The organism is Streptomyces sp. NPDC005483, assembly GCF_040606035.1.
Taxonomy (GTDB): domain Bacteria; phylum Actinomycetota; class Actinomycetes; order Streptomycetales; family Streptomycetaceae; genus Streptomyces.
On record NZ_JBEXEA010000012.1, the window covers coordinates 132,078 to 145,117 of the forward strand.

Sequence of the window (13,040 nt, forward strand, 5' to 3'; positions counted from 1 at the left end):
ACGGACCCGCACCCGACAGACGGCCGGTTACCCCCAGTCGCGCCCCGACCGCCCCCGTTTCGTGTCCGACCGCGCCTTCTTCTCCCGCAGCCGCCGCTCGTTGATCCCGCGAGGAATCCGGGTCGCCCGCCGTGGCTTCGGCGGCGGCGCCGTCGCTTCGGCAAGCAGCGCAGCCAACCGCACGGCCGCCGTCTCCCGGTTGCGCCACTGCGAGCGGTGCTCGGAGGAACGGACCGTGACGACCCCGTCGACGAGCCGCCCGGCCAGCTTGGCCAGGGCCCGCTGCTTCCACACGTCGGGCAGCGACTCGGTGCGGGCCAGGTCGAAGCGCAGCTCCACCTGGGAGTCGCTGGTGTTGACGTGCTGGCCGCCGGGGCCGGAGGAGCGCGAGAAACGCCACATGAGCTCGGCCTCGGGAAGGGAGACGGAGCCGCGGATGACGTGGGGACCGGACATGGGGTCCATGTTCCCGCCCCTGACCGGTCCACGTCACCCCAATATCGCCTGGCCGCCAACGGTGCGGGCTTGGGTAAAGAAAGTAAAGAAGCGGGGAACCTTCGACACCGCTCGCGGCGTTCATAGAGGTAGCTGTAGCTTCGTGCCCGTTACTTAACGAGGGAAGGGACTCCCAACAATGGCTGTAAGCCTGTCCAAGGGTGGCAACGTCTCGCTCACCAAGGAGGCTCCGGGCCTGACCGCCGTCACCGTGGGCCTCGGCTGGGACGTCCGCACCACCACCGGCACGGACTTCGACCTCGACGCCTCCGCGATCGCGGTCAACACGGAGGGCAAGGTCTACTCCGACGCCCACTTCGTGTTCTTCAACAACAAGCAGACCCCGGACCAGACCATCGTCCACACCGGTGACAACCGCACCGGCGAGGGCGCCGGCGACGACGAGGCGATCAACGTCAACCTGGCCGGCCTCCCGGCCGACATCGACAAGATCGTCTTCCCGGTCTCGATCTACGACGCGGAGAACCGCTCGCAGAACTTCGGTCAGGTCCGCAACGCCTACATCCGCATCGTCAACCAGGCCGGCGGCGCCGAGATCGCCCGCTACGACCTCTCCGAGGACGCGGCCACGGAGACGGCAATGGTCTTCGGCGAGCTGTACCGCAACGGCGCGGAGTGGAAGTTCCGCGCGGTGGGCCAGGGCTACGCCTCCGGCCTGGTGGGCATCGCCCAGGACTTCGGCGTCAACGTCTGACGTGTCGCCGCGCTGAGCTGAGCGGGAGCCCCTGGCCGTACCGGCCGGGGGCTCCGGCGTCAGGTCTGTGACACGAACACGGTCCAGCTGGCCGGGGTGAAGGCCAGGCGGGGACCGATGGTGTCGTTCTTGGAGTCGCGGACATGGACAGCGCGGGGTGCTACCGCGATCTCGACGCAGGAGTTGCCGTCGTTGCCCCCGCTGTAGCTGCTCTTGAACCACGCCAGGTCGGAGACGTCCCCGGCAGCGGACTTGCGGATCATGTTGCTCCCAGCAGTTGTTCGATGAGGACCAACGACTCCCCTGGTGAGAGAGCCTGCGCGCGGATCGTGCCATACCGCAGTTCCAGGATGCGCAGCTGTTTCGGATCCGACGTGGCACGACCGTCGGAACGCCCAACCGCCGTACCGTCCGGGAACTTCAGCACCTCGATCCTTCCGTCCAGACCGGAGTGGACCTCGGTGTTCAGCGGCATCACCTGAAGCACCACGTTGTGCAGCTGCCCCACCTCCAGCAGGTGTTCGAGCTGTCGTCGCCACACCATTGTGCCTCCGATGGGACGACGCAGGACGGCCTCCTCCAGCACGAAGTGGATGGACGGCGCCGGATCGCGCTCGAAGACGGACTGCCGGGCCAGCCGAGCGTTCACCATGCGCTCCACGTCGTCCGGCGAATAGGGCGGCTGGGCGGCGGAGATGACGGTCCGCGCATGCTCCGGCGTCTGCAACAACCCGGCGACGATGTTGCACTCGTACACCCCGATCTCGACGGCCTGCCCCTCCAACTTGGCCAGCTCCCGCACCTTCTTGGGGTACCGGACCTTCTTGACGTCCTCCCAAGCCGCGGAGATGAGCCCACCGGCCCCCAACACCTCGTCCGCCCTGTCCAGATACTCCTGCCGGGGAATCCGCTTGCCGCCCTCGATCTTGTAGACGAGGTCCTCGCCGTACCCGACCGCCTCCCCGAACTCCGCGGCCCGCATCCCCACGGCCTCGCGTCGCAGCTTCAGTTGCCTCCCGACCGTCGCGATGACCGCGACACCCCACTCGTCGTCCGGGTCGACCGTCTCGCCATCCACACTCATCCCGCGCCCCTCCGCCGTGTACGTCCGTACCCGCGTCGCCCCTATCCCTGCGTCGGCCTCCGACAGCCCGGACACGACCGGACAGGCTCCGGACAGTCACCGTACGTATCGGCTCCATCACTGTTCACGGTAAGCGAGCGCCACCACGCTGAGTGACGTGAATCAAGAAACCGCCGTCATCAGGAATTTCAGCGTCCTGCTCTCCCCGACACCGCGAGGCGCCCGCCTGGCCAGACTCCTGGCGACGGAGCAACTCCGCGAGTGGGGCCTCCCGTTGCACCCCGCGGAGCACATCGTGGCGGAGCTGGCGGCGAACGCGTCAACACACGGCCGGGTCTCGGGACGCGACTTCCGCGTGACGCTCTACGTCGTCGGCGGCACCCTGCGCATCGAGGTCACGGACACCCGGGGTGACCGTCTGCCACGCGCCGAACTCCCCGCACCGGACGCCGAGTCGGGCCGGGGCCTGGTCCTGGTGGACGCGCTCGCCGACCGTTGGGGCGTGGCGCCGGGGCCCCGTCCGCGCAAGACGGTGTGGGCGGAAATCGACCTGTCACCGCAACCCGGAAACCCGTACATCGGTGGCGCGGGCGGCCTTTCCCAAAGAACCCCGAAGAGAAAGAACCCAGACCAAGCCCCACCTTTCCTCCCGCCTCGCGGCGCAGCTCACCCGGGCGGGTGAACATCGCCAACTCAGCTGGATTTCGCCCCGGTTGCCTGCCCTACAGTCGGCGCAACACAACCGCAGACATGCAACGGCCCTCGCCGGGACTGGCATCCCGATGCGAGGGCCTGACCACCAAGGAAGAAGCACCTTCCCGGTGGCGCCCACCAAGGAAGAAAGTCGCTTCCCGATGGACCCCCAAAACCCTAGCGCGCCCTCGCGCGCCCGGTCCCGCGACGCGGGCAAAAACCACTCCCACGCGGGGGGCCTCGTTCACGAGAACGCCCGGCACACCACCCGCTTCACGGTGATCGGCAACCACCTCGCCCAGCACCCCGAGCTCTCGCTCGTGGCGAGAGGGCTGGCCCTGTACATCCAGTCCCTCCCCGCCGGCGCCCGCGTGGACATCAAGACGCTCGCGGCCCGCTTCCCCGAGGGCAGGGACCGTATCGCCGCCGCCCTGCGGGACCTGGAGACCCACGGCTACCTGCGCCGCACCCGCGAACGCGTCCCCGGCGGCCGTATCGTCACCCGCACGGTCTCCTGCAACCGGCCGGGTCACCGCGGCCGGACCGGTGAGGACCAAGCCCCCGGGCCGCCGAAGAAACGGCAACCTCCCCGCAAGAAGCTCCTGCCCGCCGTACCGCAGCCGGGCTACCCGGCCCCCGCGCTCATCCAGCGGGCCATCGAGCTCCTCGCCACCCTCAGCCGCCACGACCCCCGCCTGCTCCTGTCGGCCACGGACACGGAACACCTGGCCCCCGGAGTCGCCGCCTGGCTGGAACGGGACCTGACCCCCACCGCCGTACGGGACGCCCTGACCGCGCGCCTCCCCATGGAACCCCTGCACCGCCCGGCGGCCCTCCTGGCCCACCGCCTCACCGCCCAGCTGCCACCCCTGCCCCCGTACCGGCCGCCCACCCCGCCCCCGGACATCCGGCACCCCCTCCAGACCTGCGACGGCTGCGACCGCGCCTTCCGTGCCCCCGAACCAGGCCGCTGCCGCGACTGCCGATGCGATCCCCTGGAGGCCGCCTAGCATGAAAGCGACGATCCTTGCCCGCGGGCACAGACGAGGAGCGAGCGCCATGACCATCGCACCAGACGACGCGCGCCAGAGTGCTTCCCACCGCTACCGGGCCATGCGGGACTTCGTTCAGTCGGTGGAAGACACCTTGCCCGGCAAGTTCGAGGTCACCAAGGAAGGGATCGTTCACGACATGATGGCGCCCGTCGGTCCGCACGAGCTGACCACACTGCACCTTCGCAGGCGCCTGGAAAAGGTGATGCCGGAAGAGATCGTGGCCCATACGGGCGAGCCCGACGTCGAGGACGGCGCCGAACGGATTCTGCGCCGCCCCGACGTGATGGTGATCGCCATGCCGGACATGGACGTCCCCGGGTCCTTCGATCCCCGCACCCTGGTCGCCGCCATCGAGGTCGTCTCACGCTCCAACCCCGACAACGACTGGGTCACCAAGATGCGCGACTACCCCCTGATCGGCATCCCCGTCTACGCGATCTTCGACCCTCGGACCGGCACCGGCGCCGTCCTCACCGACATCCACCCCACCCCCGACGGCCCCAGCTACGCCACCCGCAAGGACTTCGTCTACGGCGAGGATGTCACCATCGGCGACTGGACGATCTCCACGGACGGCCTGCCGCGTTACAAGGACTAGGGTCTGTCGGGAGCGGACTTCAGTTCCCGGGGCCGAACATGTAGGCGTTGGCGACGTCGATGAGAGCCGCGCCCTGGTAGGTGGGGTAGCGCTCGGTGATGGCCTTCTTGTACGCGTCGCCGTCGTCACCGAGCAGTTCCCGGCCGGCGTTGACGTAGTCGGTGAGCTGGGCCCAGACGGCCGGGGTGGTCGGCTCGCCGTGGCCGGGCAGGATGGTGTCGTACTCGGTCTGGGCTGCGAAGCGGTCGATGTTGGCCTGCCAGCCGTCGAAGTCCTTGTCCAGGAACCACAGGTGGGTCTGGTTGTAGACGACGTCCTGAGCGACCAGGACACCCTGCTCGGGGAGCTTGATCACGAGGGTGGTGTGGATCTCGCCGCCGGTGACCTTCTCGAACACGAACGGGATGCCGTCGATGACCTCGGTGCCCGGGGTGATCTCCACGGTCGGAGTCATGTCGGCGAGCGGGATCGCGGCGCCGGTGGGCAGATCCGTCTTGGCACCCATGGCGACGATCTCCGCGACTGTCTCCGGCAGCGCGTGCACGGGGACGCCGAAGCGGGCCGCGCCCTGGTAGTGGTCCGGATGAGCATGGCTGACGACGAGGCGGTCGAGCGGCTTGCCGAGGCTCTTGGCGTAGGCGACGACCTCGTCGGCGTAGGCCAGGACGAACTGCGCGTCGACGGCGATGATCCGCGATGGGGTCTCGATCAGCTGGGTGGTCACGCCCAGGCCGTCCTCGGGCGAGACGTAGCTGTGGATGCGAACGTGGCCCTTGTCGATGACCGTGAGGGTGCCGTGCATGGCTGTGCTCCTGTCGGAATGGGGATGAGCGGTGATGAGGGGACGCGGGAAGGGGCGGATCGTTGATGACCGGCTCACGACCGGTCATCGGCCGCAACGGACACCGCCGGTTTCCCACTCTCTCGGGCCCGCGCCCCTGGAACACCTCCATACTGGGACGGAACCGGAGGTCCCGCGAGGTACGCTGCGGTCTCGTGATGGTCCACAGGCGACAAGCACGGCCGCAGCCCGCTCGGCGGGAGCAGGGACTGCCGAGGGTGGCTTTCCAGCCTCCGGCCGGAGCCCCGGCGGGCGTGGAGGTCATGACCCTGGCCGACTTCCGCGACCGCATCCGTGACTGGCCCTGGCACATCGCCACCCCGCACCGGCAGGACTTCCACACCCTGATGCTGGTCACCGCCGGCACCCTGCGCCACCGCGTCGACTTCACCGGGTACGTACTGCCGCCCGGTTCCTGGCTGTGGATCCGGCCTGGCCAGGTGCACCAGTGGCAGAACCTTGACCAGGTCGAGGCCGTCCTGATCTTCTTCCAGGAGGACTTCGTCGCCCCCGAGACCGCGGAACTGGCCGGACTGGGCACCGGCACTGCCCCGATGCCCCTGTACAGCCCCGATCCCTCGGAGGCCCCCGCGCTGGCAGCTGCGGCCGAGCAACTGGCCGCGGAGTTCTCCCAGTCCGACCGCCAGCCGCTGCCGGTCCACACCGCCTTGCTGCACCGCCTGCTCGACGTCGTACTCCTGCGCCTGGCCCACCTGCGGCAGCACGGCCAGGCCGCTGAATCGGCCCCCGAGCCCTTCCTGCGCTTCCACGACGCGGTCGAACGAGGCTTCTCCCACACTCATCGCATCGACGACTACGCCCGCGAGCTCGGCTACTCCACCCGCACCCTCACCCGCGCCACCCAGGCCGCGGCGGGCCTCAGCGCCAAGGACTACCTCGACCAGCGCCTCGTCCTGGAAGCCAAGCGGCTCCTCGCCCACGGCACCGAACCCGCCTCCACCATCGCAGCCCACCTCGGCTTCACCAGCGCCACCCACTTCGGCAAGTTCTTCGAACGCCACACCGGCCATACCCCCCTGGCCTTCCGCGCCTCCCAGAGTCCATCGCCGCCTGCGTAATCGCCCAGCCGGCTGCAAGGTGGGCACTTCCGGGTCAGCCTCCGAAACCCTCGGGCGGCACCCCCGGCTCCTCGGGTAGTTGGTCAGTGGCCGGGCCCACTCGAGCGCCTCTGCCACTGGGTCACAGCGCCGAAGGCCAGAACGTTGGCTCGGCGGGTGGTGAAGCGTGAGGTCAGGGTCATCACCCAGTTGAAGGTGCCGGAGACGACGCTGGGCGGCGGGTTGCGCCGGTCCAGCGTGCGCAGTGCGGTGGTGACCACCTGGCTCGGGGTCTGCAGCCGGACACCGCGGGCCATGTCGTCGGAGCCGGCCGCGTCGAAGAACTCGGTGCGGGTGGGGCCCGGGGAGAGGGCGAGCACGCGCAGGCCGGTCCCGCGCGATTCCTGCCACAGCGCCTCGGTGAAGTTCAGCACGAAGGCCTTGGTCGCCCCGTAGACGGCGGCGTTCGGCCACGGCTGGTACCCCAGTGAGCTGGCGGTGTTGACCAGGACGCCGGTCAGCTGGCCGATGAACGCCCTGGTGACGTCGACCAGGCTGGTCACGTTCAGGCCGATCTCCTGCCGGACGCGTTCCGGGTCCTCCTCGCGGAACGGGGCATGGGTGCCGAAGCCTGCGTTATTGACGAGGCTGGTCACGGTGATCCCGCGCCGGGCCACCTCCTGGGCCAGTGCATCGCCCGCGCCGGGCACGGTGAGGTCGAAAGGCACCGCCGTGGCCGTGATCCGGTACTTCGCGGACAGTTCGTCGGCCAGGGCTTCCAGCCGGTCCGCGCGGCGGGCGACCAGCACGAGGTTGGAGCCACGCGCGGCGAACTGTCGGGCGAACTCCGCGCCGAGGCCGGAACTCGCACCGGTGATCAATGTGGTCTGGGTGCGGTAGTCGATCTTGTTCATGGCAGTCGGGGACACGGTGCCCTCGCGGGACCTCCGCCCCTTCTCCTTTCCATCCTTGCGACGGTCTGTGACCGTCATCTGGTGCTCATGTGTTGCCGAGGCGGGCTCGGAGCCCGCCTGGGCGAGGGTCGAGGTCGTGATCAGCCGTCGGTGGCCTTCGATGTCGACGAACGGGCGGCCGCACGTGTGTGGGTGAGGGTGCTCGGGACCGGCGGGCGCCGGGGATGGCTCCGTCAGCGGAGCAGGAAGTCGAGGAGGGCCTCGGTGCGCTTGTTGAAGGGGGCGCGCAGCATGCGGGTGGCGTTCCAGCGTCCCTGTACGTAGATGCCCTTGGGGTGGCTGAGCGTGCGGAAGCCTTCGATGCCGTGGTACTTGCCCATCCCGCTGGCGCCGACGCCGCCGAAGGGGAGGTCGTCCTGTGCGACGTGCATGATGGTGCCGTTGACGGTGACGTTGCCGGAGGTCGTGCGGTCGAGGACCCTGCGCCGCTCGGGGCCGTTGTCGCCGAAGTAGTAGAGCGCGAGCGGCCGCGGCCGTGCGTTGACGTAGGTGATGGCGTCGTCGATGTCGCGGTAACCGAAGATCGGCAGGATGGGGCCGAATATCTCCTCGTGGGCGATGCGCATGTCGTCCGTGACACCGAGCACGACGGTCGGTGCGAGGGTGTGCGGACGGCGGGCCGCGTCGCCCGGCCGGTGCCCGACCTCGATGATCCGCGCCCCGTGGGCACGGGCGTCCTCGATCAGGTCGGTGAGGATCCTGTACTGCTTGTCGTCGATGATCGAGGTGTAGTCGTCGCTGGTGGGGCCGTCGGGGTAGGCGGCCTTGACGAGTCTGTCGTAGGCGGTGACGAAGGCGTCGATCTCGGATTCGTGCACCAGCGCGTAGTCGGGGGCGATGCAGGTCTGCCCGCCGCTGAGAAGCTTGCCGAAGACGATGTCGGACACCACCTGGTCCCGCACGTGCCCCTTGGCCACGATGGTCGGGGACTTGCCGCCGAGCTCCAGCGTGACGGGGACGAGGTGGTCGCCGGCCGCCTTCATCACGGCCCGCCCGACCTCGGTGCTGCCGGTGAAGACGAGATGGTCGAACGGCAAGGAGGAGAACGCGGAGCCGTCGCCGCTGACCATCGTGACCTGCTCCGGCGGGAAGAGTTCGCTGAGCATCGACGCGAGCACCGCGTTCGTCGCCGGGGTCAGCTTCGACGGCTTGAGCATGACGCGGTTGCCGGCGGCGATCGCGGTGACGACGGGCATGAGCGACAGGTTGACCGGATAGTTCCACGGCGAGATGACGCCGACCACGCCGAGCGGCTGGTATTCGATGCGGTTGCTGCCGTTGCGCAGCAGCAGCTCGATGTGGCGGTGGGTCGGGCGCATGAACCGGCGAAGGTTGCGACGCAGGTAGTCGATCCCCTGCACGACCCCCACCACCTCCATCAGCGCACTCTCGTGACGCGAGCGATGACCGAAGTCGGCGTCGATCGCCTCCTCGATATCGCCACGCCGGGCGATCAGCGCCGCCCTGAACCGGGCCAGATCCCTGCGCCGCGCCTCCAGGGAGGGCGCTCCGTCGCGGAGGTAGGCGGCGCGCTGGGTCTGGAGGATGTGAAGGAAGCGCTCCGCGTCGGTGGGCTGCGTGGTGACGTCGGTGATGGTCATGACGGGGTTCCTTAACTGTTGGTGAGGGCGGCGGGGACGGAGTCGACGTCGCTCATGGCATTCACTCTACGCACCTCTTTGCACTGAGTGCAAGTAAGTGCATCGTGTGATGTGAAGTACCATCGGTGCATGACTCAGAAACCGGCCCCCATCCGGGAACAGACCCGCTCCGTGGTCCGATCACTGCTGGCCCGGACCGCCATCGAGCTGTTCGGCGCCAAGGGCTTCGACAACACGACCCTCGACGAGGTCGCCGCCGCCGCGGGTGTGTCCCGGCGGACCCTGTTCAACTACTTCCGCAACAAGGAGGACCTCGCCCTCAGCGGCCTGGACGAACAGGGCGAACTGATCGCCGCACGCCTCGCCGAGCGCCCGGCCGACGAGGATGCCTGGACGGCCCTGCGCGCGGCGTTCCAGGTGCTCGAGGAGATCGACATAACAGCCGAAGGACGCCTGGAGTTCATCACGCTGCTGTTCGCCAACGACTCCCTGCGCGCCGGCCACGCCGAGAAACAAGCCCGCTGGCAAGACCTGTTCGCTCCGCACATCGAGCCGCGACTGCCCGACTCCGACCACCGCACCCTGCAGGCCCGCGCGATCGCGGCCGCGGCGATCGTCTGCATGCAGGCGGCCAACGAGGAATGGGTACGCCTGGGCGGACAGGCCGACATGTTCGACCTCTACGACACCGCCGTACAGGCCGTCCGCCGCCCCACCTGAAACCGGCCGCAGCCGGCTCCACCACGCTCGCCGACGTGGGGCGCCGGGGGCGACATCGGTCGTGGAGGGTGTGGCGGGCAGGACCCGGCACGCGGTCGTCACCGCCTCCGCTGATCCCGCTCGCTCAGCTCAGCGTCGGCACGTACAGGCCGGCCGCCCAGCGTCGCCTGCAACGCCGACGGCTTCCGCAAGACTGCGTCCGGGGTCACGGCAGGGCCTTCAACTACTGTGCCCCGCATGCTCCTCACCTCCCTCCCCCTCACCCCCGACCGCGACATCCCGGCCCCGCTCCTGACCGAGCTCACCGCCCTCTACGCCGCCAACCGCGAGTTCTTCGCGCTCAGCGGTGACTTCCCGGACCCGGAGGACATCCGCCCGGAGCAGGTGGCGGCGGCGCTGGCCGAGGAGCTCGCTCACCCGGACGCGGAAGTGCTGCTGGCCCGCAGTGAGGGGCGGCTGGTCGGGGTGGCCATCACGCTCGCCCAGCACCCGGACCCGGCTGACCCGGACCCGTGGATCGGGCTGCTGATGGTGGACGCGGAGGTGCACCGGCAGGGCTACGGCCGCCGCCTCGCCGCCCTCGTCGAGGACCGCTTCCGCACCGAGGGCCGTGCCGCCGTACGCCTCGCCGTCCTCGACGGCAACGACCGCGCTCTCGCCTTCTGGACCGCCCTCGGCTATCAGGTCATCGACCACCGCCGGGACCGCCAACACGCGCGCCCTTGCGCGGTGTTGCGCAAAACGCTCACCGAGCGGGACTGACCGGGATGGAGTGGACGCCCCTGGCCGGAACCGGGCTCGGCGCGATCGTCGGGGTCGGCTCGACCCTGCTCGCCGACCGGGTCCGCCGGCGGCGCGACGTGACCGAGCGGACCCGGCAGGAACGCAAGGAGATCTACGTGGCCTGTCTGACGAAGTACCGCCAGGCCAACGAGGACATGTACGCTGCGGCGCTCCGGCCCCCGGCCGGGGTCCCCTCGACGTCGCCGTTTGGGAGGCGTTCCGGGCGTCGGGCTGCGACGAGATACGCGAGTCGGCGCTGATCTGCGCCCCGCAGGAGATGTCGGACGTGATCGAGGCCGTCCACGGCACCCTGCGCGAACTCCAGGACGTGCTCGCCGCCGACGACGTGCCCCTCGGCTCACCGGCCTTGCAGGAGCACCGGCTCAGACACGCGAAGGCGATCCGGGCGGCGCGGGCGGCGATGCGGCGGGATCTCGGGCAGGGGTCCTGACCTCTCCCCCTCAGGGTTGTGCCGGTTTCCCGTCCCCGTACAGCCACTGCTCCCAGACCGGGCCGAAGTCCTCGTCGGGGGCGAGGTCTTCGACGTACGACGTGAAGTCCTCGGTGTCGGCGTTGCCGTGGCGGTGGGTGGTGGGCCAGTCGCGGAGGAGGGCGCGGAAGGCGGTGTCGCCGAGCCGCTGCCGGATCTTGTGGAGGACCATCGCGCCGCGCTGGTAGACGGGGCTGTCGGAGAGGTGCGCGGCGCTGGACGGCTTACCCGGCGGGAAGTCCCAGAGGTCGTCGTAGTCGTCCTCGCCGTGGTCGTAGAGCGCGTCGAAGGTCTTCTGGGCGCTGTCACCGCCGTGGTCCTCGTCCCACAGCCACTCGGCGTAGGTCGCGAAGCCCTCGTTGAGCCACATGTCCCGCCAGGTCTTCGGGGTGACCGAGTCGCCGTACCACTGGTGGGCGAGTTCGTGGACGAGGGTCTCGGTGTCGGGGGCGCCGGGGAAGAAGGGGCGGTTCTGGGTCTCCAGTGCATACTCGGCGTCCCCCGCGCGGTCGACGATCGCGCCGGTGGAGGAGAAGGGGTACGGGCCGAAGGTGTCCTGCGCCCACTTCATCACCGCGGGGATCTGCGCCAGGACCTTCCGGCTCGCGGCCGCCTCCGCCGGGTCGACGGCCGTGTACACGGGCAGGCCGTCGGCGGTCGTGGAGCTGTGGACGTCGTAGTCGCCGATCGCGAGGGTGGCGAGGTAGCCGGCCATGGGTTCGGCGGTGTGCCACGTGGTGGTCGTACGGCCGCCGCTGGTCCGGCTCGCCGTCAACTCGCCGTTGGAGACGGCCTGGAGGCCCTTGGGTACGGTGATCGTGAGGTCGTAGGACGCCTTGTCGGAGGGGTGGTGGTTGCCGGGGAACCAGGCCATCGAGCCGGTCGGCTCGCCGAGGGCCACCGCGCCGTCCTCGGTCTCCAGCCAGCCCTCCTTCGAGCCGTCCGGGTCGGTGATCGTCTTCGGCGTGCCGGAGTAGGCGACGGTCACGCGGAAGACGCGGTCCTCTTCGAGGTCGTCGTGCGGGCGTACGGTCAGCTCCTGGCCGGCGCGGTTCCAGCGGGCCGCTCTGCCCCCGACGGTGACCTTCTCCACGTCCAGGCCGTCGAGGTCCAGGTCGAAGGCGGTCAGGTCCTGGGTGGCGCGGGCGGTGAGGGTCGCGGTGCCGGAGAGCCGGTTCGCGTCCGGGTCGTAGGCGAGATCCAGGGCGTAGTGGGTGACGTCGTAGCCGCCGTTGCCCATCTTCGGGAAGTACGGGTCGCGCAGGCCGGAGCCGCCCGGGGTGCCGTGCACACCGCCGTCGCACGCGGTGAGGGCGAGGGCTCCCGCCAGGAGCAGGGCGGTGGGGACGAGCGGCGTGGGGAGGAGCGGCGCGGATCGGGGCACGCCCGTGATCCTATGAGGACCCGCGTGACACCATCGCCTACGTGCTCGACATCGGCTACGCCCTCTCCAACCGCTTCCCGGACCCCCCGCAGACCGACTACCGCCGCGCGGACGTCCACGCGCTGCGGCACGACCTGTTCTGCGGAGACGTCTACCTCGCGGACACCAAGGAGGACCGGGAACTGTCCACAGCCTGGGGATGGGTGCCGGTGCTCGACTTCGCATGGGCGCTGTGCGACATCGTGGAACGCCTCGACCGCGACCCCGCGGGCTCCCGCGCCTCCCGCCCCCAGTACGCGGAGCTCGACTTCACCGAGTCCACCGACCGGATGCTCTTCGAGCGCCGTTTCGGGTGGGTGGACATCGAGGCCGACTGGATGCCGGTGGAGGAACCGCCGCTCACCTTCTCCCACGCGGACCTGCGCCGCGAGGCCCGCGACTTCCTGCACGACCTGATCGCGGACCTGAGCGATCTGCACGACGACCTGGACGAGAACCCGGCGATCTGGACGCTCCAGGCGCGGTTCCCGAGGATGAAGTGAGCGGTGA

17 protein-coding genes are annotated in these 13,040 nt (G+C 69.7%); 10 read left to right on the plus strand and 7 right to left on the minus strand.

Going from position 1 to position 13,040, the window contains the following annotated elements; all coding sequences use genetic code 11:
• Positions 1–27: 27 nt before the first annotated feature.
• Positions 28–465, minus strand: a complete 438-nt coding sequence (gene arfB, locus ABZT06_RS23780; RefSeq protein ID WP_078612777.1) for an alternative ribosome rescue aminoacyl-tRNA hydrolase ArfB — start codon at positions 463–465, stop codon at positions 28–30.
• 169 nt (positions 466–634) lie between these two features.
• Here arfB and ABZT06_RS23785 point away from each other — a divergent pair, with 169 nt between their 5' ends.
• Positions 635–1,210 carry a TerD family protein gene (locus tag ABZT06_RS23785; protein WP_164431372.1) on the plus strand — a complete coding sequence of 192 codons (576 nt, stop codon included), beginning with the start codon at positions 635–637 and terminating at the stop codon, positions 1,208–1,210.
• A 59-nt stretch (positions 1,211–1,269) separates the two neighbouring features.
• Here the strand turns inward: ABZT06_RS23785 and ABZT06_RS23790 are convergent, their stop codons facing one another.
• Both ABZT06_RS23790 and ABZT06_RS23795 read right to left on the minus strand, forming a co-directional pair.
• Positions 1,270–1,473 (minus strand): DUF397 domain-containing protein, encoded by a 204-nt coding sequence (locus ABZT06_RS23790; protein WP_355744226.1) that lies wholly within the window; start codon positions 1,471–1,473, stop codon positions 1,270–1,272.
• On the minus strand, positions 1,470–2,294 hold the full coding sequence (locus ABZT06_RS23795; RefSeq protein WP_355744229.1) for a helix-turn-helix transcriptional regulator: 825 nt from the start codon (positions 2,292–2,294) through the stop codon (positions 1,470–1,472). The genes ABZT06_RS23790 and ABZT06_RS23795 overlap by 4 nt, the downstream gene beginning before the upstream one ends.
• 157 nt (positions 2,295–2,451) lie before the next feature.
• Between ABZT06_RS23795 and ABZT06_RS23800 the strand changes: the two genes are divergently transcribed.
• From ABZT06_RS23800 to ABZT06_RS23810, 3 genes are all read left to right on the plus strand, one after another.
• Positions 2,452–2,976, plus strand: a complete 525-nt coding sequence (locus ABZT06_RS23800) for an ATP-binding protein (protein WP_355744232.1) — start codon at positions 2,452–2,454, stop codon at positions 2,974–2,976.
• A 172-nt stretch (positions 2,977–3,148) separates the two neighbouring features.
• Complete coding sequence (locus tag ABZT06_RS23805; protein WP_355744235.1) at positions 3,149–3,997, plus strand: helix-turn-helix domain-containing protein; 849 nt, start codon at positions 3,149–3,151, stop codon at positions 3,995–3,997.
• Between the two features lie 49 nt (positions 3,998–4,046).
• A complete protein-coding gene (locus ABZT06_RS23810; protein WP_355744238.1) occupies positions 4,047–4,640 on the plus strand; it encodes a Uma2 family endonuclease in 594 nt (197 codons plus the stop codon).
• A gap of 19 nt (positions 4,641–4,659) precedes the next feature.
• On the opposite strand, the gene ABZT06_RS23815 is transcribed toward ABZT06_RS23810, so the two are convergent.
• Positions 4,660–5,442, minus strand: coding sequence for an MBL fold metallo-hydrolase (locus ABZT06_RS23815; protein WP_355744241.1), 783 nt, complete (start codon positions 5,440–5,442; stop codon positions 4,660–4,662).
• A 257-nt stretch (positions 5,443–5,699) separates the two neighbouring features.
• Between ABZT06_RS23815 and ABZT06_RS23820 the strand changes: the two genes are divergently transcribed.
• On the plus strand, positions 5,700–6,560 hold the full coding sequence (locus ABZT06_RS23820; protein WP_355744243.1) for an AraC family transcriptional regulator: 861 nt from the start codon (positions 5,700–5,702) through the stop codon (positions 6,558–6,560).
• Positions 6,561–6,643: 83 nt separating this feature from the next.
• On the opposite strand, the gene ABZT06_RS23825 is transcribed toward ABZT06_RS23820, so the two are convergent.
• Together ABZT06_RS23825 and ABZT06_RS23830 are read right to left on the minus strand one after the other, a co-directional pair.
• The gene (locus tag ABZT06_RS23825; protein WP_355744246.1) at positions 6,644–7,453 is read right to left on the minus strand and encodes an SDR family oxidoreductase; all 810 of its coding nucleotides are present in this window, start codon (positions 7,451–7,453) and stop codon (positions 6,644–6,646) included.
• Positions 7,454–7,686: 233 nt separating this feature from the next.
• Entirely contained in the window at positions 7,687–9,114 is a 1,428-nt protein-coding gene (locus tag ABZT06_RS23830) for a coniferyl aldehyde dehydrogenase (protein ID WP_355744249.1), read from the minus strand.
• A 129-nt stretch (positions 9,115–9,243) separates the two neighbouring features.
• Between ABZT06_RS23830 and ABZT06_RS23835 the strand changes: the two genes are divergently transcribed.
• From ABZT06_RS23835 to ABZT06_RS23850, 4 genes are all read left to right on the plus strand, one after another.
• A complete protein-coding gene (locus ABZT06_RS23835) occupies positions 9,244–9,834 on the plus strand; it encodes a TetR family transcriptional regulator (protein WP_355744252.1) in 591 nt (196 codons plus the stop codon).
• A gap of 237 nt (positions 9,835–10,071) precedes the next feature.
• The gene (locus ABZT06_RS23840; RefSeq protein WP_355744255.1) at positions 10,072–10,596 is read left to right on the plus strand and encodes a GNAT family N-acetyltransferase; all 525 of its coding nucleotides are present in this window, start codon (positions 10,072–10,074) and stop codon (positions 10,594–10,596) included.
• Between the two features lie 5 nt (positions 10,597–10,601).
• Positions 10,602–10,877, plus strand: a complete 276-nt coding sequence (locus tag ABZT06_RS23845) for a hypothetical protein (protein WP_355744258.1) — start codon at positions 10,602–10,604, stop codon at positions 10,875–10,877.
• A gap of 17 nt (positions 10,878–10,894) precedes the next feature.
• Entirely contained in the window at positions 10,895–11,068 is a 174-nt protein-coding gene (locus ABZT06_RS23850; RefSeq protein WP_355744261.1) for a hypothetical protein, read from the plus strand.
• A gap of 10 nt (positions 11,069–11,078) precedes the next feature.
• On the opposite strand, the gene ABZT06_RS23855 is transcribed toward ABZT06_RS23850, so the two are convergent.
• Positions 11,079–12,491: a M1 family metallopeptidase gene (locus tag ABZT06_RS23855; protein ID WP_355744263.1), complete on the minus strand. Its 1,413-nt coding sequence runs from the start codon at positions 12,489–12,491 to the stop codon at positions 11,079–11,081.
• Positions 12,492–12,532: 41 nt separating this feature from the next.
• On the opposite strand from ABZT06_RS23855, the gene ABZT06_RS23860 reads away from it, so the two are divergent.
• Positions 12,533–13,033 carry a hypothetical protein gene (locus tag ABZT06_RS23860; protein ID WP_355744265.1) on the plus strand — a complete coding sequence of 167 codons (501 nt, stop codon included), beginning with the start codon at positions 12,533–12,535 and terminating at the stop codon, positions 13,031–13,033.
• Positions 13,034–13,040 lie beyond the last annotated feature (7 nt).